The sequence below is a fragment of the Stenotrophomonas sp. Sm6012 genome (assembly GCF_030985895.1).
Lineage (GTDB): Bacteria > Pseudomonadota > Gammaproteobacteria > Xanthomonadales > Xanthomonadaceae > Stenotrophomonas > Stenotrophomonas forensis.
The window spans coordinates 1-19,323 of the sequence record NZ_JAPTFX010000001.1 but is presented as its reverse complement, the minus strand read 5'-3'; the positions used below and the strand labels follow the sequence as shown (position 1 = coordinate 19,323).

Annotated in this window: 17 protein-coding genes; 12 read left to right on the top strand and 5 right to left on the bottom strand. The window is 64.2% G+C overall.

All coding sequences use genetic code 11. The features are described from left to right. Positions 1-75 precede the first annotated feature (75 nt). The 6 genes from O0J73_RS00085 (at position 76) to O0J73_RS00060 (ending at position 5,663) form a co-directional block, all read left to right on the top strand. Positions 76-291 carry a hypothetical protein gene (locus O0J73_RS00085; protein ID WP_308307713.1) on the top strand — a complete coding sequence of 72 codons (216 nt, stop codon included), beginning with the start codon at positions 76-78 and terminating at the stop codon, positions 289-291. Positions 292-321: 30 nt separating this feature from the next. After that, positions 322-930, top strand: coding sequence for a DUF3304 domain-containing protein (locus tag O0J73_RS00080; RefSeq protein ID WP_308307712.1), 609 nt, complete (start codon positions 322-324; stop codon positions 928-930). Between the two features lie 176 nt (positions 931-1,106). Further along, positions 1,107-2,072, top strand: coding sequence for a DUF2235 domain-containing protein (locus tag O0J73_RS00075; RefSeq protein WP_345784119.1), 966 nt, complete (start codon positions 1,107-1,109; stop codon positions 2,070-2,072). After that, entirely contained in the window at positions 2,073-2,699 is a 627-nt protein-coding gene (locus O0J73_RS00070) for a DUF3304 domain-containing protein (protein ID WP_308307710.1), read from the top strand. Positions 2,700-2,731: 32 nt separating this feature from the next. Then, on the top strand, positions 2,732-4,861 hold the full coding sequence (locus O0J73_RS00065; RefSeq protein ID WP_308307709.1) for a DUF2235 domain-containing protein: 2,130 nt from the start codon (positions 2,732-2,734) through the stop codon (positions 4,859-4,861). A gap of 415 nt (positions 4,862-5,276) precedes the next feature. Continuing rightward, positions 5,277-5,663 (top strand): hypothetical protein, encoded by a 387-nt coding sequence (locus O0J73_RS00060; protein WP_308307708.1) that lies wholly within the window; start codon positions 5,277-5,279, stop codon positions 5,661-5,663. Positions 5,664-5,721: 58 nt separating this feature from the next. Here the strand turns inward: O0J73_RS00060 and coaE are convergent, their stop codons facing one another. The 3 genes from coaE to O0J73_RS00045 are packed head-to-tail and all read right to left on the bottom strand — an operon-like array spanning position 5,722 to position 8,475. Then, positions 5,722-6,333 carry a dephospho-CoA kinase gene (gene coaE / locus O0J73_RS00055; protein ID WP_308307707.1) on the bottom strand — a complete coding sequence of 204 codons (612 nt, stop codon included), beginning with the start codon at positions 6,331-6,333 and terminating at the stop codon, positions 5,722-5,724. 11 nt (positions 6,334-6,344) lie between these two features. After that, positions 6,345-7,208 (bottom strand): A24 family peptidase, encoded by an 864-nt coding sequence (locus O0J73_RS00050; protein ID WP_008268831.1) that lies wholly within the window; start codon positions 7,206-7,208, stop codon positions 6,345-6,347. Positions 7,209-7,215: 7 nt separating this feature from the next. Continuing rightward, positions 7,216-8,475 (bottom strand): type II secretion system F family protein, encoded by a 1,260-nt coding sequence (locus O0J73_RS00045; protein ID WP_308307705.1) that lies wholly within the window; start codon positions 8,473-8,475, stop codon positions 7,216-7,218. A 354-nt stretch (positions 8,476-8,829) separates the two neighbouring features. Between O0J73_RS00045 and O0J73_RS00040 the strand changes: the two genes are divergently transcribed. The 3 genes from O0J73_RS00040 to pilB all read left to right on the top strand — a co-directional run bounded on the left by O0J73_RS00040 (position 8,830) and on the right by pilB (position 11,745). After that, a complete protein-coding gene (locus O0J73_RS00040; RefSeq protein WP_049457168.1) occupies positions 8,830-9,252 on the top strand; it encodes a pilin in 423 nt (140 codons plus the stop codon). 127 nt (positions 9,253-9,379) lie between these two features. Next, entirely contained in the window at positions 9,380-9,793 is a 414-nt protein-coding gene (locus O0J73_RS00035; RefSeq protein ID WP_308307704.1) for a pilin, read from the top strand. 221 nt (positions 9,794-10,014) lie between these two features. Continuing rightward, positions 10,015-11,745: a type IV-A pilus assembly ATPase PilB gene (gene pilB / locus O0J73_RS00030; RefSeq protein WP_308307703.1), complete on the top strand. Its 1,731-nt coding sequence runs from the start codon at positions 10,015-10,017 to the stop codon at positions 11,743-11,745. Between the two features lie 107 nt (positions 11,746-11,852). On the opposite strand, the gene O0J73_RS00025 is transcribed toward pilB, so the two are convergent. Together O0J73_RS00025 and O0J73_RS00020 are read right to left on the bottom strand one after the other, a co-directional pair. After that, on the bottom strand, positions 11,853-13,226 hold the full coding sequence (locus O0J73_RS00025; protein WP_197563581.1) for a sigma-54 dependent transcriptional regulator: 1,374 nt from the start codon (positions 13,224-13,226) through the stop codon (positions 11,853-11,855). Between the two features lie 60 nt (positions 13,227-13,286). Further along, entirely contained in the window at positions 13,287-14,900 is a 1,614-nt protein-coding gene (locus tag O0J73_RS00020; protein WP_049457164.1) for an ATP-binding protein, read from the bottom strand. A 405-nt stretch (positions 14,901-15,305) separates the two neighbouring features. Between O0J73_RS00020 and sucC the strand changes: the two genes are divergently transcribed. The 3 genes from sucC to O0J73_RS00005 all read left to right on the top strand — a co-directional run bounded on the left by sucC (position 15,306) and on the right by O0J73_RS00005 (position 19,238). After that, positions 15,306-16,475 (top strand): ADP-forming succinate--CoA ligase subunit beta, encoded by a 1,170-nt coding sequence (gene sucC / locus O0J73_RS00015; RefSeq protein ID WP_004154430.1) that lies wholly within the window; start codon positions 15,306-15,308, stop codon positions 16,473-16,475. Between the two features lie 21 nt (positions 16,476-16,496). Beyond that, entirely contained in the window at positions 16,497-17,372 is an 876-nt protein-coding gene (sucD, locus tag O0J73_RS00010) for a succinate--CoA ligase subunit alpha (RefSeq protein ID WP_005410793.1), read from the top strand. A 231-nt stretch (positions 17,373-17,603) separates the two neighbouring features. Further along, positions 17,604-19,238: an NAD+ synthase gene (locus O0J73_RS00005; protein ID WP_049457163.1), complete on the top strand. Its 1,635-nt coding sequence runs from the start codon at positions 17,604-17,606 to the stop codon at positions 19,236-19,238. Positions 19,239-19,323: the final 85 nt, after the last annotated feature.

Sequence of the window (19,323 nt, the reverse complement as noted above, 5' to 3'; positions counted from 1 at the left end):
TGGCGTTATCTTCTCCAGCTTCTGGGAGTATGGTCAGGTTTAACGATCGCGAAGCAGCTCGCAACGCCGGAGCGAGTGCAGAGTCATTCCCGTGCAGAGCAGATCTTCTTTGAATCGGTGTTCGATGGCCATGGCGGCTGGGCAACAGCCGAAGACCTGCGCATTCCCGCCGATGTGCGCCGCTGTGTGCACATGGTGGCCGCGCATGAAGTACGCGGTTCGTTCCCGGTGGACCTGGTGGACGGCGCGAACTGCGAGCAGATCATTTACCCCAGTACGCTCCGTAGCTGAGGGCGCGCTTAAATGAAAGGTGTCGAGCGAATGGCTCTGGTGAAGAAGGTTCTTGTCAGGGGTGCTCTGATCGGGCTGGCGCTGTCTGCCTTGACTGGCTTGGTGCTGAAATTCATGGACTTCAGGCTAGTGCCAGCACCATCCAGTCCTCCGAATCCTCGCATCATTGAGCCTGATACTGGCCATGACATTACTGATGCTCCGCCGGAAATGAGTCTGACAATCGGGATCGCCAACTACTCTGATGAAGGCTTGGGTAAGGTTTTCATAAATGACGCATGGGGTGGTGCAATGCGGGCTAGAGCTAGTAGCAATGGGCGTACCTGTTGTGTGACGCTCCCTCGTCTTTGGCATCCAGGCCTAAAGGTGACGGTGGCCTACCGCACCAGCACTATGTTTCTGAATGATCCGCACAGCTATGTGGAAAAGGAGGTGGTGCTGCCTCGCTATGAGCCCTTCTTGGATGGTTTCATCTACTTCATGTACTTCCCGGATGATCAGGTGCGGGTTGTGGCAACTCCATACACGCCGGGATATCCAGGGTTCGGCTACGACATCGGTTTTGCTGATCGAGAGCGTGACATGGAGAGGATTGATGATTTTCTAGAAGCTACAAATGGCGATGAGGAAAAGCAATGAGAGTGAGAGTGTCGTCTCCAGTGTTGGGGCGCCCTATGCAGCTCAATGTGCGAGATTTAGGGCGATACGCGGCCTCGCTTGGGGCGCCTAAATCTGATTGCGGGGTGGATTTGTCAGTTGGTTGCTTCTTTGACGGAACTCGAAATCACGGGTTAGCCTCCAAGAGACGTGGCGATATGAGTGAGAGTAACGTGTCGCGACTCTTTGATGTTTTTGATGTCGATAAATCAAGTATGGAGAACGGACGAAAGACCAAGTTTTCCAGCTACATTCAAGGTGTAGGTACAGAGGCATTGGGAGAGATTGGTGACACCGGCACCGGCTGGCACGCTCGTGCCGGTGCAGCGGCGGGTTGGGGTGGAGAGGGGCGGGTGAATTGGATGCTGTTGAAGGTCCAAGACCACCTCCTCGATCATTTCGCGGGCGGCACCGTCACCAAAGCAATGGGCTTCGATTCCACCGTCCCCATCGCTCGTAAGATGAGTGCCGATCTCCGCTTGCACCTGCAGGACGTAGAGCGCTTGGCGCAGGCGGCGCGGATGTCGCTGTCCAACTACTTGGCGGTCAACCAAGGGCAGGAGGAAATCGATCTTCGCAACTCACTGAGCGGCGGCTTCTGGAACATGGTCGGCGCGTTGCAGCGGGTGCGTGGTACCCATCTGGCGCGCGCCGATCATGCGTCGCGCCGTGCGGTGTTGCAGGAGCGGCGCGCGTTTCTGGCGAAGAAGGTTGCTCCGTTCCAGAAGCAGAATCCCCGGGTAGACCGCATCCGTGTATCGGTGTTCGGATTCTCGCGCGGCGCTACCGAGGCGCGCGTGTTCTGCAACTGGCTCGGCGATGCGTGCGACCCAGGCCCCGGGCCCCTGCGCTTGTGTGGAATTCCGGTGCAGATCGATTTCGTCGGCTTGTTCGATACGGTCGCGTCGGTAGGTGCCGCGCAGAGCTTCTTTGAGTCGATGTTCGATGGCCACGGTGGTTGGGCGTCGGCCGAAGACCTGCGCGTTCCCGCTGATGTGCGCCGCTGTGTGCACATGGTGGCCGCGCATGAAGTACGCGGGTCGTTCCCGGTGGACCTGGTGGACGGCGCGAACTGCGAGCAGATCATCTACCCCAACCTGCGTCGTAGACGAGGGGGCGTTTGAATGAAGAGCGTCGAGCGAATGGCCTTGGTGAAAAAGGTCTTTGTCAGGGTTGCTCTGATCGGTCTGGCGCTGTTTGCCTTGACTGGCCTGGTCCTCAAGTTCATGGACTTCAGCATGGGCCCGCTACCGCCTGCTCCGCCGAAGCCACGCATTATTGAGCCTGATACTGGTCATGATATTACCGATGCGCCACCGGAGATGAATCTGAAAATTGGTATTGCCAACTACTCGGATGAGGGGTTGGGGATAGTTTTCATTAACGATGCTTGGGCTGGGGCTATGCGGGCTCGCGCAAGCGGAAATGCTGCCACCTGCTGCGTGACGTTACCGCGCCTCTGGCATCCCGGACTGAAGGTTACGGTGGTCTATCGCACCAGCAGTATGTTTATCAAGGATCCCAAGGGCTATGTTGAGAGGGACATCCTTGTCGCTCCGTACAAGCCGTTTCTTGATGGATTCATTTACTTTTTCTACTTTCCGGGTGACGAGGTTCGGGTGGTGGCTACACCTTATACGCCCGGTTATCCTGGCTTTGCATATGACATTAAGTTTGCAGGGCGCGAGCGTGACGAGGAAAGGATTGCCCGATTTCTTGCGGAGACCGCTGTTGAGGAGGTAATGGAATGAGAGTGGCTGTATCGCCTCCAGCTTTTGGCAATATGACCAAGTTGAGCGATCGTGAACTGGCTCGCAATGCCAGTGCGACTGTTGAATCATCTTCCGATTGTGGTACGGATCTCTTAATTGGCTGCTTTTTCGATGGAACGCGAAACCACAGGCTGAACTCTCTTCGTCGGAAAGATAAGACTGAATCAAACATCGCGCGACTTTTTGATGTATATGATCGCGATCAGGGCTCGAGTCATGGTGGGCGAGCAGCTCGCTTCGCGAGCTATATCCAAGGCGTCGGTACCGAGGCGCTGAAAGAAATTGGCGATACCGGCACCGGCTGGCATGCGCGCGCTGGCGCGGCAGCCGGCTGGGGCGGCGAGGGTCGGGCGAACTGGATGCTGATGCAGGTTCAGGATCATCTCCTCGACCATTTCGCAGGTACCACCGTCACCAAGGCCATGGGCTTCGATTCCACCGTCCCCATCGCGCGCAAGATGAGTGCCGATCTCCGCTTGCACCTGCAGGACGTAGAGCGACTGGCGCAGGCGGCGCGGATGTCGCTGTCCAACTACCTTGCCGTCAACCAAGGGCAGGAGGAAATCGATCTTCGCAACTCACTTAGCGGCGGCTTCTGGAACATGGTCGGTGCGCTGCAACGGGTGCGTGGTACCCATCTGGCGCGTGCCGATCACACCTCGCGTCGCGCGGTGTTGCAGGAGCGCCGTGCCTTTCTGGCGAAGAAGGTAGCGCCGTTCCAAGCGCAGAATCCCCGGGTGGATCGCATCCGTGTATCGGTGTTCGGCTTCTCACGCGGCGCCACCGAGGCGCGCGTGTTCTGCAACTGGCTCGGCGATGCCTGCGACCCCGGTCCCGGGCCGCTACGGCTGTGCGGTATTCCCGTGCAGATCGATTTCATGGGCTTGTTCGATACGGTCGCTTCGGTAGGTGCCGCGCAGAGCTTCTTTGAATCGGTATTCGATGGCCATGGCGGCTGGGCAACAGCCGAAGACCTGCGCATTCCCGCCGATGTGCGCCGCTGTGTGCACATGGTGGCCGCGCATGAAGTACGCGGTTCGTTCCCGGTGGACCTGGTGGACGGCGCGAACTGCGAGCAGATCATCTACCCCGGGGTACATTCGGATGTGGGCGGCGGCTACACGCCCGGTGAGCAGGGGCGTTCGCCGAAGGATGCCGACAAGCTTTCGCAGATTCCGCTATGCGACATGTACCGGCATGCGCTGGCAGCAGGGGTGCCGTTGCTGCCGATGGACGAAGCGGATAAGGAAACCGCCGCTCAGTTCGAGGTCTCCCCGAAACTACGCCAGCACTACAACGCGTACCTGCAGGCGATGGCGCCGTTCCTGCCGGCCAGCACCCCCGCCGCCAAGGCCAACCGCACCGCGGTGCTGATGTATGCCCATTATCGCCAGTACCTGCTGTGGCGTCGGCAGCATCTGGATGACTTCGATCGCCTGCCGGGCTACCTGCAGGCGCCTGCGCAGGACCGCGCGGACCTGGGTGGCGGCAATGCCGAGCTGGTGCAGGAGGCGCGGGCGATGCGCTACAACAACGCCACGGCCCGCCTGCGCACCGAGGAACCTTTCGCGGCCCACCACGGCATGGCCACGCCGCCTCGGTTCCAGGGTATTCCCGTGCAGGATTTCGTGCAGGCGAGGTTGCGGGGCAAAAAGGAGCAGCAGTGGCTGGACGGCCAGATCCAATCGATCTGGGACTCGCGGCAGGCGCCACCGCAGGCAGTGGCAACATTTCTGGACGGTTACGTGCACGACTCGCGGGCGTGGTTCAAGCCATTCGGGCTGGACGATGACGAGTGGGTTCACGTGCAGCGGCGCGAGCGCGAGGCGTATCAGCAGCGGATGCGTGAGCTGGATGCGATTGAGCGGTCCCATCGGCAGGAGCGCGAGCGCATCCAACGCTCCGGGCAGATGTTCCAGCCACGGGTGCCGTTGGGAATGTCGGTGCAGGAGCTGGAAGCGCTGACTGACTGGCGGCAGCGCCCCGACGACTTCGATGAAGCATTGCAGCTGACCGGGCGCGAGTACCACTGGCAGTGGGGCTACCTGCGCTGGCGCACCTGCTATCTCAATCCGCCCGGTGTGACGGTGGCCGAGGCATCGGCGCGCAGGTGGCAGCGTGCGGAGGAGGCGGCCGCCTAGGGGCGCGCGGAGTGTCGTAACCGGCGTGCTCGGCGCTACTGGTGCGCCTCAGCACCGAGGTGCATCGCGACACCTGTGTGATGCGTGCCGCGCGTCGGCCGTGCGTCGTTGCACGAATCCTTGCAGTGGCGATTTTCCCTACAGAAATGCGCTTCGTGAGGTGGCGTGATGGCTGGGCCGGGGCGGGTGCCTTGGCCGGGATTGGCGTCCTGAAATCAACTTCAAGATGGAAAGCTTCCGATGCCCTGTACGGCGTCGCGGACAATGCACCGCGTCTGTCTTATGGCGGACGGTGCGTGGGGGTTCGTCAGAATCCGCCGGAGTTTTCATCCATCTGGGAGTTGTCCGGTACGCCAACCCGCACCGTCCGCCACCTTGCTTCTGCAGGTGGCTTGCCGTCTGCGAGGAACTCACCATGTCCGCACGTCCCGAATTTCCCCATCTTTCCGCCCTGATTGGCGATGCAGCCAACCGGCTGCCTGCCAAAGCGGCCGAGCGGCTCGAAGCCCTGCTCGATGACCCTGAAGACCTGTTGCCGACGCTGTTGGCCCGCATGGATGGCCATGACGGCCCGGATGGCCGGCGGTGTGATGCGCAGGGTCTCAGCCCCGCGCAGGCCGCAACCCGGGCTGGGCTCGGGCGTACGTTGGCCGGTCTGGAGGTGCTGGTCCAGGTGCTGCACGCCGCTGCAGCCGCACGCGAACAGGGCGGTGCCCACCAGCAGCTCAGCCCGGATGTGGTTGATGGCTTGCTGTTGGGTACCCGAGAGCTGGTCCGCCACGCGCGGCAACAGGTGGAGTAGGGCCGCGCGGTGCGTGGACGCGCTTCGGTAGTGCCGGCCGCTGGCCGGCAGCCAGGTCTCAGCCCGCGGCCAAGCCCAGGTACCGCGCATGCAGCTGTTCCACCTGCGCCTGTAGATCCTCCGGCCGACCATCATTGACCACCACGTCATCGGCCAGCGCCAACCGCTGCGCACGGCTGGCCTGCGCAGCAATCATCCGGTCGGCCAGTGCGGCGTCGATACCGTCGCGCTGCATCAGCCGCGCATGCTGCACGGCTTCGGGGGCATCCACCAGCAGTACCCGGTCCAGCCATGGGTAGGCCTGGCGCCCGCCAACCTCGGTCAGCAGTGGAATGGCGGCAATCGCATAGGGGCTGTTCGCCTGCTCGCACTGCTCTTGCATCAGCAGGCGGATGGCCGGGTGGGTGATGGCTTCCAGTGCCACCCGCTCGGCCGGGTCGGCGAAGACGTGGGCGCGCCGGCGCGCCCGGTCCAGGCTGCCGTCGGCCAGCAGCATGTCAGCGCCGAAACGCTCTGCGATACGGCCCAGCGCCGGGCTGCCGGCGGCCACCACGGCGCGAGCGGCCAGATCGGCATCGGCTACCACGATGCCCAGCGCCTCGAAGCGCCGGGTCACCTCGCTCTTGCCGGCGGCGATGCCGCCGGTCAGGCCAACCACATACCGGCTCATGGGGAATCCCCTCAGCGCAGGCCGCTCAGGACCAGATACTGCTCCACCAACGGCCCGCCCCACATGAAGTACAGCCAGCCGGCGATGGCCAGGTAGGGCCCGAACGGGATGGGGGTGGCGCGGTCACGGCCCCGGCTGTACAGCCAGATCGAGCCGATGATGGCGCCCAGCACCGAGGACAGCAGGATGATCGGGAGGATGCCCTTCAGCCCGCACCATGCGCCGAGGGCCGCCAGCAGCTTGAAATCGCCGTGGCCCATGCCTTCCTTGCCGGTCAGCTGCTTGAACAGCCACCAGACCGCCCAAAGCGACAGATAGCCCAGCGCTGCGCCGATCAGAGCAGGCTTGGCCGGCATGTACAGGTTGTCGATGCTGCCTATCAGCCCCAGCCACATCAGGGGCAGGGTCAACTGGTCCGGCAACAACTGGGTGCGCAGGTCGATGCCGGACAGGGCGATCAGGAAGCAGGTCAGTACGATGGCACCGAAGCCCTGCCAGCCGAAGCCGAACTGCCAGACACAGGCCAGCACCAGCAGCGAGGTCATGGCCTCCACCAGCGGGTACTGCAACGAGATCGGCGCCTTGCAGTGGCGGCACTTGCCGCCCTGGATGATCCAGCTGAACAGGGGGATGTTCTCGTACCAGCTCAGCTTGTGCTTGCAGTGCGGGCAATGCGAAGGCTCGACCACGATGCCCGGTGGGGGCGGCTCGTAGTAGTCCGGTTCCTCCAGGACCTCGCGCGCATCGCGCTTCCACTGCCACTCTAGCCGCTTGGGCAGGCGCAGGATGACGACGTTCAGGAAACTGCCCAGCAGCAGTCCCAGGGCGGCCGCGGCGGGGTAGCCGAGGCCGGGATGCTGGTCGAGAAAAGCCATGTATGTGTTATCCGACGACGGAAGCGAGCTTGAAGATCGGCAGGTACATGCCGATGACCATGCCGCCGACGATGGTACCAATGATCACCATGATGATCGGTTCCAGCAGGCTGCTCAGGGCGTCAACGGCATTGTTGACCTCCTGCTCATAGTACTCGGCCACCTTGAACAGCATCGCATCCAGGGCGCCGGCCTCTTCGCCGATACCGGTCATCTGGATGACCATGTGCGGGAACAGGTTGCGCTGCTTCATCGCCACATTCACGGGGTAGCCCACCGAGACATCGTCTCGCATGCGAAGGACGGCCTCCTCGTACACCGTATTGCCGGTGGCGCCGGCCACGATGCCCAGCGCCTCCACCAGCGGGACGCCTGCCTTGAAGGTGACGGCGGTGGTGCGGGCAAAGCGCGCGATGGCACTGTTGTGCATCAGCTGCCCGATCACCGGTACCTTCAGGACCAGTCGGTCCATGTTGTGCTGCAGTTTGGGCGAGCGCTTGTAGGCGGCGATGAAGCCGAAGATGGAGCCGATGATGACGATGAGTATCAGCCACCACCACGACACCATGAACCGGGACAGGTTGACGATCATCTGCGTGAAGGCCGGCAGGTCCGCGCCGAAGCCCTTGAACACGTCTTCGAACTGCGGCACAACCCATACGAGCAGGATGCCGCTGACGATCAGCGCGACTGCCAGCACCATCGCCGGGTAGAACATCGCCTTGCGGATCTTGCCCTTCAGCGCTTCGATGTTCTCTTTGTAGGTAGCGACGGTATCCAGCACCGTCTCCAGTACACCGGCGCCTTCACCAGCCTTGACCAGATTCCGGTACAGCTCATCGAACTGCACCGGGTGCTTGCTGACCGCCTCGTAGAGCGACGAGCCGCCTTCAATATCGGTGCGGAGCGAGTCCACCATCTTCTTCATGCGCGGGTTCTTGTGCCCGCTGCCGATGATGTCCAGCGCCGATACGATCGGCACGCCGGATTTCATCATGGTCGCCATCTGGCGGCTGAAGAAGGCGATGTCCTTCGGCGATATCTTGCTGCCTGCCGCACCGAAAAGCGGTTTGGGCTTGACCTTGACCTGGCCCGGGTTGATGCCCTGCCGGCGTAGTTCAGCCCTGAGCAGATTGGCGTTCTTTGCCATCTGCTCACCTTTCATCTTCACTCCGCGTTTGTCGGTCCCCTCCCAGACAAACGGCTGCAGCTCCGTGGTGCTGCGCGCCACGGGCTCCTTTTTGATCGCACTGCCACTGACAGACATATAGGCTCCCCAAGACCCGCCATCCCCAGCGGGCGTCTAGCCGTCGATGGTAGCCGGTTCATGGCCGTCTGGGCAGCTGGACGGCGGCCCAGCGTGCGATTTCGTGCCGGGGGCCGGCCAAAGGTGACGCACTGCGTCACATTGCCGCGTCCATCGCAGATTCGGATATGGGGGGTTCCCATCCGCAGAATTACTGCCATCATGGGCGCGGGGAAATCCAGGGGGAGGCGTGCCGGGGTTGGCACGCAACCTGCGTTGATCCACCCGCAGGGGGCAGGACCCGCTCAACCGGCCGCTGGCCGGACCGAACCTGTCCACTGAAATCAACCACCACTATCTTGGGGATGTACCACAATGAAGAACCAGAAGGGCTTCACCCTTATCGAACTGATGATCGTCGTCGCGATCATCGCCATCCTGGCCGCCATCGCTCTGCCGATGTACCAGGACTACGTGGCCAAGTCGCAGGCCACCGCCGGCCTCGCCGAAATCACCCCGGGCAAGACCCAGGCCGAAGTGCTGCTGAATGAAGGCAAGGCTTTCGACAAGACTGCAGCTCAGCTTGGCCTGAAGAACTCGGATCGTTGCACCATTACCGTTGATGGTGATTCTGGCGCTGGCACGGCTTCGATCACCTGCGCGCTTGCTGGTAATGCAAAGGTTGCCAAGGGCTCGCTGGTCCTGGCTCGTGCTGCGGATGGCACTTGGTCCTGCACTGCCAACACTCTGGATGCCAAGTACATTCCGGGTGGCTGCAATGAGGCTAAGGCGCCGTAATCGGCTCGCCATCAGTCACACGTACAGGGGCCCCGCGATGCGGGGCTCTTGTTTATGGGGGCTGCAGCGTGCGGCTTTCGTGCCTGAAGTTGAAGCTTTGACAATCTGTTTTGGGGACAGACTCGTCATGAAACATCCAGATCAAGAGGGATTCACCCTCATTGAATTGATGATCGTCGTCGCGATCATTGCGATTCTTGCCGCAATCGCTCTTCCTCTCTATCAGGACTACATGGCCAAGGCACAGGTTGGCGCAGCGTTGGCAGATGTGCGTCCCGGGAAAACCACCATGGAACACGTGGCCCAAGACAGCAGGGATGCCAGCGTTGTAACGGCAGCCTATATCGGCCTGGTGCCGACACAGCGTTGCCCGACGATTGAAGCGAAGCTGGACAGTGCGGGTATCGGCAGCATCACCTGCACGCTGCAAGGTGGTAGCGCGGTGCAGGGCAAGGATCTGATCCTCCGCCGTGCGGCGGATGGCATCTGGAGCTGCGATGGCAGTGCCTTCGAGGCGCGGTATCGTCCGGCAGGCTGTTGAGTGAAATCCGGCCCGCCAATGGGATGTTGGCGGGTCGTTGACGGGGCTATCATGCCCGGGGGAGTCAGGATCATGCCTGCCGGGCCGGAAGGTTCAGGCATGGCAGTGTTGCTTATGGATGGGCAATGCCGACGGTCACGGGGCCGTGGCAGGTTCTGCTGCCCGGTGCTGCGCCTCTGGAAGGTGCGTGGTACCGCCAGACCCATGAGCCAAGGATTCATATGAATGCTGTAACCACCGCCAACCTCGTCGGCATCACCGGCCTGGCCCGCCGCCTGGTTCAGGACGGCGCCCTGGATGAAGCGGGCGCGCGCGATGCCATGGCCAAGGCTGCCGCCGCACGCCAGCCCCTGCCAACCTGGTTCGCCCAGAACAGGGTGGTCGGCGCAGCGCAGCTGGCCGCCGCCAATGCGGTCGAGTTCGGCATGCCGCTGTTCGATGTCTCCACCTTCGACGCCAGCCAGAACGCGATGAGCCTGGTCAGCGAGGAATTGCTGCGCAAGCACAACGTGCTGCCGCTGTTCAAACGCGGCGGCAAGCTGTTCGTCGGTACCAGCAACCCGACCCACTCGCTGGATGAGATCAAGTTCCACACCAACCTGGTGGTGGAACCGATCCTGGTGGATGAAGACCAGATCCGCCGTACGCTGGAGCAGTGGCACGCCAGCCACGACACGCTCGGTGACGCGCTTGGTGGTGACGACGAAGGCATGGGCAATCTGGAGGTCTCCGCCGGTGACGAGGACCTGGGCACCGGCGGTGATTCCGGCATCGATGCCAAGGGCGACGACACCCCGGTGGTGAAGTTCGTCAACAAGGTGCTGGTCGATGCCATCCGCAAGGGCGCCTCGGACATCCACTTCGAGCCCTATGAAGACGACTACCGGGTGCGCCTGCGCATCGACGGGTTGCTGAAGATGGTGGCGCGCGCGCCGGTGAAGCTCAATCAGCGCATCGCCGCGCGCCTGAAGGTGATGGCGCAGCTGGACATCGCCGAGAAGCGCGTGCCGCAGGACGGCCGCATCAAGCTCAACCTGTCCAAGACCAAGCAGATCGACTTCCGCGTGAGCACGCTGCCGACCCTGTTCGGCGAGAAGGTGGTGCTGCGTATCCTGGATGGCAGCGCGGCCAAGCTGGGCATCGACAAGCTGGGCTACGAGCCGGACCAGCAGAAGCTGTTCCAGGATGCCATCCACAAGCCCTACGGCATGGTGCTGGTGACCGGCCCGACCGGTTCGGGCAAGACCGTGTCGCTGTATACGGCGCTGGGCATCCTCAACGACGAGACGCGCAACATCTCCACCGCCGAAGACCCGGTGGAAATCCGCCTGCCCGGCGTCAACCAGGTGCAGCAGAACAACAAGCGCGGCATGACCTTCGCCGCTGCGCTGCGCTCGTTCCTGCGCCAGGACCCGGACATCATCATGGTCGGCGAAATCCGCGACCTGGAAACGGCGGAGATCGCGATCAAGGCGGCGCAGACCGGCCACATGGTTCTGTCCACGCTGCATACCAACGATGCGCCGCAGACCATCGCGCGCCTGATGAACATGGGCATCGCGCCGTACAACATCACCAGCTCGGTGACGCTGGTGATCGCCCAGCGCCTGGCGCGCCGCCTGTGTGGCAACTGCAAGCGCCTGGCCACGCTGCCCGAACATGCGCTGCTGGCCGAGGGCTTCACCCAGGCGCAGCTGGACGCGGGCATCCAGTTGTACGAGGCGGTCGGCTGCGATGAATGCACCGAAGGCTACAAGGGCCGCACTGGTATCTACCAGGTGATGCCGATGACCGATGAGATCGCCACGATCGTGCTGGCCGGTGGCAACGCGCTGCAGATTGCCGAAGCGGCGCAGCAGATCGGCGTGAATGATCTGCGGCAGTCGGCGCTGAAGAAGGCGGCCGCGGGCATCACCAGCCTCGCCGAGATCAATCGCGTCACCAAGGATTGAGGTAGATCCACGCCATGCGTGGATGCCGCGATGCATGAGGTTGCCGGCCAGCGGCCGGCACTACCGCTTGGGTCTGCGTTCGTGATCGGGATTGCGTGGTCCCGGCTCTACTCCATTCCCAGCTTCTTCAGCTTGTAGCGCAGCGCGCGGAAGGTGATGCCCAGCTGCGCGGCGGTGCGGGTCTTGTTCCAGCGGTTCTCTTCCAGCGCGCGCTGGATGGCGCTGCGCTCGAGCTGCTCGATGTAGGAGGGCAGGGCGGCGCTGCCCGGCTGCAGGTCGGCCACCGCCTCAGCGGGGGCGGCACTGCCCGGCGCGCGCGGCGCGTGCTGCGGCAGGCGCAGGTCATCGGCACTGATGCAGTCTTCCTCGGCCAATGCCAGCGCACGTTCCAGGATGTTCTCCAGTTCGCGCACATTGCCGGGGAAGGCGTACTGGGCCAGCGCTTCCAGTGCCGACGGCGCCAGCAGCGGGGTGGCGCGGCCATGGCTGCGGGCCAGCCGCGCCAGCACCGCGGCAGCCAGTTCCGGCAGGTCCTGGCGGCGCTCACGCAGCGGCGGTACCTTCAGTTCGATCACGTTGATGCGGTAGTACAGGTCGTGGCGGAAGCGCCCGTCCTCGACCAGTTCCGCCAGGTCGCGGTGGGTGGCCGAGAGAATCCGCACGTCCACCGGTTCCTCGTTGGGTGCACCAACCGCGCGCACCGATTTTTCCTGGATCGCGCGCAGCAGCTTCACCTGCATCTGCAGCGGCAGTTCGGCCACTTCGTCCAGGAACAGGGTGCCGCCATGGGCAGCCTGGAACAGGCCCGGCTTGTCGGCATGCGCGCCGCTGAAACTGCCCTTGCGATGGCCGAAGAATTCACTCTCCATCAGCTCGCCGGGAATGGCGCCGCAGTTGACCGGCACGAACGGGCCGGCCGCACGCGCACCCTGTGCGTGGATGGTGCGCGCGACCAGCTCCTTGCCCACCCCGGACTCGCCCAGGATGTAGACCGGCGCCTGGCTGCGCGCGACCTTGCCGATGGTGGTGCGCAGCACGTCCATGGCCGGCGAATCGCCAAGCAGGCGCGCACCCTGTTCGGCACTGGGGCCGGGCGCGGGGCGTTCGGTGCTGTTGAGTTCCAGTGCGTGCTTGACCAGGCCGCGCAGCACCGAGATGTCCACCGGCTTGCTGACGAAGTCGAAGGCGCCGGCCTTCAGCGCTTCCACCGCCAGGTCCATGCTGCCGAAGGCGGTGATCATCGCCACCGGCGTGCGCGGATAGTGCTGGGCGATCTCGCTGACCAGTTCGATGCCGTTGCCATCCGGCAAGCGCATGTCGGTGATGCACAGGTCATACGGATTGCTGGCCAGCAGTTCACGTGCTTCGGCCAGGTTGGCGGCGGTACTGATGCGCAGCCCCATGCGGCCGAGGGTCAGCACCAGCAGTTCGCGGATGTCGCGTTCGTCGTCGACGACGAGGGCGCTGCGGGTTTCGTTCATGGGCGTGAAAGATAAACGAGGGGGCTGGATGCGACAAATGTTTGACGCACGGAATCGGAATCAGGTGGGCAACAGCGTGTGCGGACCGGGCAGCACCAGGCGGAAGCAGGAGCCACCGGCCGGCACCGGAATGTAGTCGAGCCGCGCCTGGTTGGCCCGGCACAGCTCGCGGGCGATATACAGGCCCAGGCCGGTGCCGTGCTCGGACGTGGTGAAGAACGGGCGGAACAACTGCGCGGCCACGCTCTCGGGAATGCCCGGGCCGCGGTCCATCACGTCGATCACCGCGCTGCGCTCGTGCTGGGCCACGCGCAGGCGCACCCGCGCCGGCTGCTGGCCGATGCGCCCGTACTTGAGCGCGTTGTGCACCAGTACGGTCAGCACCTGGTACAGGTGGCGGGTATCGACCTGGGCCATCACCGTGCTGTCGTTGATGATCGGTTCGATGCTGTCCGTTTCCAGCGTCTGCCCCTGCTTGTACTCCAGCACGAAGCGGCGCACGAAGGCAGCCAGATCCACGTTCTCGGGCGTGGCGCGTTCGCGTCGGGCCAGCCCCAGCACGCTTTCGACGATGCCGTTGGTGCGTTGGCATTGCTGGCGGATGATCTGCAGCAGGCGGCGGTCGCTTTCGTTGAAGCCGGTGCCTTCCTCGAGCAGCTGCACGGCATAGTTGATGGCCGCCAGCGGGTTGCGGATCTCGTGGGCGAGGCTGGCCGAGAAGCGGCCCATCGCTGACAGGGTGAGCGATTCGGCACGGCGGGACACCACGCTGGAATCGTCCAGGAACACCAGCGCCAGGTCGCTGCCGGCCAGCAGGCGGGCGAAGCGCGGCTGTACTTCGGGCTGGTCGGGGTTGAGCTGCAGCGGCAGTTCGTCCTGGGCCCAGCCATTGCGCCAGCGCTGCAGGCGGCGGGTCAGTTCCGGCGCGGCGCTGGCCAGGTCCAGGCGCCCGCTCTCGCCATTGCCGTCACTGTCGCCCAGCAGCATCGAGGCGGCCTCGTTGGCCAGGGTGATGCGGTTGTCGGCGTCCACCACCAGCACGCCGGTGCGCATGCGGCGGATGATCAGTTCGTTGATCTGGAACAGGTTGGCCACTTCGTCGCCGCGCTGGTTGGCCAGCTGCTGGTTGCGGCGGGCGCGGTTGCCGACCTGGTAGCTGATGAAGGCCAGCGCCAGATAGCTGGTGGTGAACATCGCCAGCTCGGCCAGGGTGCGGGTGGGGTCGCCGCCTTCCAGCAGCTTCCAGGTGTATTCGACGCCGGTGGCCAGGCTGGCGGCCAGCGCCAGGCCCAGGCCCAGGCTGAGTGGCAGCAGGGTGGCGGCGGCGGCGATGTTGAACAGCAGCGACATCGAGATGCCGGCGCTGGCACCGGGCAGGGCATGTGACAGCAGGGTGGCGGCAACGATGTCCACCAGCACGCCGCTGACCACGATCGGCCGCAGCCAGCGTTCGTTGCGGCCGATCACCAGGGCCAGCAACGACAACGCCAGATAGATGACCGCAACCACATCGGCCAGCCGCGGGTGATGGGCCTCGCCGACCAGGCCGGACAACGGGCTGTAGAGCAGGGCGGCGATGACGGTTGCGATCAGCACCCGGTACAGCGCGAAGAAATACAGCTCACGCCGCGGGATCGATTCGATGCGGTCGATCAATGAAGCACTGGGTGACACGCCGGAACTCCCCTTCTGGCTGCCTGGGTCTGGAATCTGCGATGCACCGGTCCGGCGTCCCCTGAAGCCGGGCCGGCGCGTCGCTTCTATGTGGCCCGTGGTGGAAGCGGTCGAGCAGGCTCGACGCTGCGCACCCTGGCTGACCAGTATAGGGCCCCGCAAAGCGTGCCGTGGGAGTGGCCCGGATCGCGCATTTGGCCCCCCGCGGACACCGGTGGCCAGCGTCGGGCCCGGCGCAACTGCCTGAATGACGGTGGAAATCTGGCCGGGCCTGGCGTTTTGTACAGACTTCTTTGCGCCCCGGCGCTGGCTCGGCCACAATAGTGGGCCCGCCGCGGTCCATGCCGGCGCCCCGCCGGGGCCCTGAGGAATTGCGTGCGGTCGTTCCTATTCCCACGGTGACGCATGAATTTCCACGAATACCAGTCAAAACAACTGCTTGCCGAGTACGGCATCCCGGTCCCGGCCGGCAAGGTCGCTGCGACCCCGGACGAAGCGGTTGCCGCTGCCAACTCCCTGGGCCAGGGCCCCTGGATGGTCAAGGCGCAGATCCATGCTGGCGGCCGCGGTAAGGCTGGCGGCGTCAAGTTCTGCAAGACCACCGACGACGTGAAGGCCGCTGCGGCCAAGATGCTCGGCACCAAGATGGCCACCTACCAGACCGCTGGCGTTGAACTGCCGGTCAACCTGGTGCTGGTGACCACCGCCGGCGAGATCGTCAAGGAACTGTACCTGTCGGTGCTGGTCGACCGTGGCACCAAGACCATCACCTACATCGCCTCTTCGGAAGGCGGCGTGGAAATCGAGCAGGTCGCTGCTGAAACCCCGGAGCTGATCCACTCGCTGAACGTCGACTTCGTCGAAGGCGTGCAGGGTTACCACGGCCGCGATTTCGGCTTCAAGCTGGGCCTGACCGCCAAGCAGGCCGGCCAGTTCGCCAGCATCATGGTGAACCTGTACCGCCTGTTCAACGAAAAGGACCTGGCGCTGGTTGAAATCAACCCGCTGGCCATCCTGGACGACGGCAACCTGTACGCGCTGGACGGCAAGTTCGACAGCGACGACAACGCCGCGTTCCGCCAGAAGGCGCTGGTCGCCATGCGCGACAAGACCCAGGAAGATCCGACCGAAGTGATCGCTTCGGAACTGGACATCAACTACGTCACCATGGACGGCAACATCGGCTGCATGGTGAACGGCGCCGGCCTGGCCATGGCCACCATGGACGTCATCAAGCTCAACGGCGGCGAGCCGGCGAACTTCCTGGACGTGGGCGGCGGTGCCAACAAGCAGCGCGTCATCGAAGCCTTCAAGCTGATCCTGTCCTCGGACAAGGTCGAAGGCATCTTCGTCAACATCTTCGGCGGCATCGTCCGCTGCGACATGATTGCCGAAGGCATCATCGCCGCCGTGAAGGAAGTGGGCGTCAAGGTTCCGGTCGTGGTGCGCCTGGAAGGCACCAACGTGGAAGAAGGCAAGCAGCTGCTGCGCGACAGCGGCATGGCCATCATCCCGGCTGACAACATCAACGATGGCGCCAAGAAGATCGTTGAAGCTGTCAAGAACGCCGCCTGATACCGACACCAAGGAATTCCAATGTCTGTTTTGATCAACAAGAACACCAAGGTGATCGTGCAGGGCTTCACCGGCCAGCAGGGCACCTTCCACGCCACTCAGATGATCGAGTACGGCACCCAGGTTGTGGGCGGCGTGACCCCGGGCAAGGGTGGCACCACCCATATCGACCTGCCGGTCTTCAACACCGTTGCCGACGCCGTGCAGAGCACCGGCGCCAACGCTTCGGTCATCTACGTGCCGCCGCCGTACGCGGCTGACGCGATCCTGGAAGCCGCTGCTGCCGGCATCAAGGTCATCGTCTGCATCACCGAAGGCATCCCGGTGCTGGACATGCTGCGCGTCAAGAACGTGCTGACCCGTTCGCATCCGGACACCGTGCTGATCGGGCCGAACTGCCCGGGCGTCATCACCCCGGGTGAGTGCAAGATCGGCATCATGCCGGGCCACATCCACCAGCCGGGCAAGATCGGCATCGTGTCGCGTTCGGGCACCCTGACCTATGAAGCGGTCAAGCAGACCACCGAAGTCGGCCTGGGCCAGTCCACCTGCATCGGCATCGGTGGTGACCCGATCAACGGCCTGAACTTCGTCGACTGCCTGAAGCTGTTCAACGAAGACCCGCAGACCGAAGGCATCATCATGGTTGGCGAAATCGGCGGTGACGCTGAAGAAGCCGGCGCCGAGTACATCAAGAACCACGTGAAGAAGCCGGTCGTCGGTTTCATCGCCGGTGCGTCGGCTCCGGCCGGCAAGCGCATGGGCCACGCCGGTGCGATCGCCTCGGGTGGCAAGGGCACGGCGGAAGGCAAGTTCGCCGCCATGGAAGCCGCTGGCGTCGTCACCGTGCGTTCGCCGGGCGACCTGGGCGCTGCCATCGCCAAGCTGGTGAAATAAGATCGACTGCCTCCGGCAGACGATTCTGTAGAGCCGGCCGCTGGCCGGCTGCTTGAAACAGAAAGGCCGCCTCCGGGCGGCCTTTCTGCGTCTGGTGTCCGGCCATCCCGGCAAGCCCATCCACGCATGGCGTGGAGCTACTGAGCCGGGGCTGTCCACGCAGTGAGCGCGCCCGGCGCGCGCATGGTGCGGCGCTACAATGGGCGCATTGCAACCACAGGCTGGATTCCCATGGCTTCGATCCGCATCGCGATGGCGCAGTTCGACTTCCCGGTCGGCGATGTCGCCGGCAACACCGAGCGCATCATCGAGATGATCGGCCAGGCGCGCGACGAGTACGGCGCCGAGCTGGTGATGTTCCCCGAGCTGGCCGTGAGCGGTTACCCGCCGGAGGACCTGCTGCTGCGCCCGGGCTTCCTGTACGAGTGCGAGCAGGCGATGGGCCGCATTGCCGCCGCCTGCCGTGGCGTGACCGCAGTGGTCGGTTGGCCGCAGGCCGCCGGCGCGGTGGTCTACAACGCCGCCAGCGTGCTGCGCGACGGCCTGGTCGAGCAGACCTACCGCAAGCGCGAGCTGCCCAACTACGCGGTATTCGACGAGCGTCGCTACTTCGATGTGGACCCGGACGGCGGCAGCTGCGTGTTCGAGGTCAATGGGGTTCCGGTGGGGCTGCTGATCTGCGAGGACCTGTGGTTCGCCGAACCGCTGGCCGACACCGTGCGCGCCGGTGCGCAGCTGGTGGTGGTACCCAACGCATCGCCGTACGAGCGGGGCAAGCACGCCCAGCGCGACGCGGTACTGGCCGCGCGTACCCGCGAGAGCGGGGCGGCGATCGCCTACCTCAATGTGGTGGGGGGGCAGGATGCGCTGGTGTTCGATGGCGCCTCGGTGGTGGCCGATGGCGACGGCACCGTGCACCCGGCGGCCGCTGCCTTCGTCGACCAATGGCTGGTGGTGGACTACGACGGCCACAGCCGCCGGTTCCTGCCGCACGTGTGGATGGACGACGGCGACGAGAGCATGGACGCGCTGGCCTGGCGTGCGGTGACGCGCGGCATCCAGGACTACTGCCGCAAGAACGGCTTCAAGAAGGTGTGGCTGGGCCTGTCCGGCGGCATCGACTCGGCCCTGGTGCTGGCGTTGGCGGTGGATGCGATGGGCGCGGAGAACGTGACCGCCGTGCGCTTGCCGTCGCGCTATACCGCTGGCCTGTCCAACGACCTGGCCGCCGAGCAGTGCCAGGTGCTGGGCGTGAAGCTGGAAGCGGTGTCGATCGAGCCGGCGTTCAAGGGCCTGATGGAATCGCTGGCGCCGATGTTCGAAGGCACCACGCCGGACGTGACCGAAGAGAACCTGCAGTCGCGCAGCCGCGGCGTGATCCTGATGGCGCTGGCCAACAAGTTCGGCGGACTGCTGCTGACCACCGGCAACAAGAGCGAGTACGCGGTGGGCTACGCCACCATCTACGGCGACATGTGCGGGGGCTATGCGCCGCTGAAGGACCTGTACAAGACCGAAGTGTTCGGCCTGTCCAAGTGGCGCAATACCGTGGGTGGCGCGCCGGTGATCCCGCCGGCGGTGATCAGCCGCCCGCCGTCGGCCGAGCTGCGCGAGAACCAGCTGGACCAGGATTCGCTGCCGGCCTATGACGTGCTGGACGGCATCCTGTACCGCTACATCGACCAGGAGCAGTCGCGCGGGGAGATCGTGGCCGCCGGTTACGATGCGGCCGTGGTCGACCGCGTGCTGCGCCTGGTGCGCATCAGCGAGTGGAAGCGGCACCAGGCCGCGCCGGGCCCGAAGGTCTCGCGCCGCGCCTTCGGCCGTGAGCGTCGCTACCCGATCAGCAACGGCTACAAGGGCTGAGGCAGGGGCACCGGGCGTGGCCCGGCCGATGGGTGGAGCCGGCCGCTGGCCGGCTGTTGCATGACCCTCAGACAGGCCATCGGGT

What these genes read in the sequence shown, in the direction of transcription:
- O0J73_RS00080 (WP_308307712.1), top strand. Translation starts at nt 322, where the DNA reads ATGGCTCTGGTGAAGAAGGTTCTTGTCAGGGGTGCTCTGATCGGGCTG.
- O0J73_RS00075 (WP_345784119.1), top strand. Translation starts at nt 1,107, where the DNA reads ATGAGTGAGAGTAACGTGTCGCGACTCTTTGATGTTTTTGATGTCGAT.
- O0J73_RS00070 (WP_308307710.1), top strand. Translation starts at nt 2,073, where the DNA reads ATGAAGAGCGTCGAGCGAATGGCCTTGGTGAAAAAGGTCTTTGTCAGG.
- O0J73_RS00065 (WP_308307709.1), top strand. Translation starts at nt 2,732, where the DNA reads ATGACCAAGTTGAGCGATCGTGAACTGGCTCGCAATGCCAGTGCGACT.
- O0J73_RS00060 (WP_308307708.1), top strand. Translation starts at nt 5,277, where the DNA reads ATGTCCGCACGTCCCGAATTTCCCCATCTTTCCGCCCTGATTGGCGAT.
- coaE (WP_308307707.1), bottom strand. Translation starts at nt 6,333, where the DNA reads ATGAGCCGGTATGTGGTTGGCCTGACCGGCGGCATCGCCGCCGGCAAG.
- O0J73_RS00050 (WP_008268831.1), bottom strand. Translation starts at nt 7,208, where the DNA reads ATGGCTTTTCTCGACCAGCATCCCGGCCTCGGCTACCCCGCCGCGGCC.
- O0J73_RS00045 (WP_308307705.1), bottom strand. Translation starts at nt 8,475, where the DNA reads ATGTCTGTCAGTGGCAGTGCGATCAAAAAGGAGCCCGTGGCGCGCAGC.
- O0J73_RS00040 (WP_049457168.1), top strand. Translation starts at nt 8,830, where the DNA reads ATGAAGAACCAGAAGGGCTTCACCCTTATCGAACTGATGATCGTCGTC.
- O0J73_RS00035 (WP_308307704.1), top strand. Translation starts at nt 9,380, where the DNA reads ATGAAACATCCAGATCAAGAGGGATTCACCCTCATTGAATTGATGATC.
- pilB (WP_308307703.1), top strand. Translation starts at nt 10,015, where the DNA reads ATGAATGCTGTAACCACCGCCAACCTCGTCGGCATCACCGGCCTGGCC.
- O0J73_RS00025 (WP_197563581.1), bottom strand. Translation starts at nt 13,226, where the DNA reads ATGAACGAAACCCGCAGCGCCCTCGTCGTCGACGACGAACGCGACATC.
- sucC (WP_004154430.1), top strand. Translation starts at nt 15,306, where the DNA reads ATGAATTTCCACGAATACCAGTCAAAACAACTGCTTGCCGAGTACGGC.
- sucD (WP_005410793.1), top strand. Translation starts at nt 16,497, where the DNA reads ATGTCTGTTTTGATCAACAAGAACACCAAGGTGATCGTGCAGGGCTTC.
- O0J73_RS00005 (WP_049457163.1), top strand. Translation starts at nt 17,604, where the DNA reads ATGGCTTCGATCCGCATCGCGATGGCGCAGTTCGACTTCCCGGTCGGC.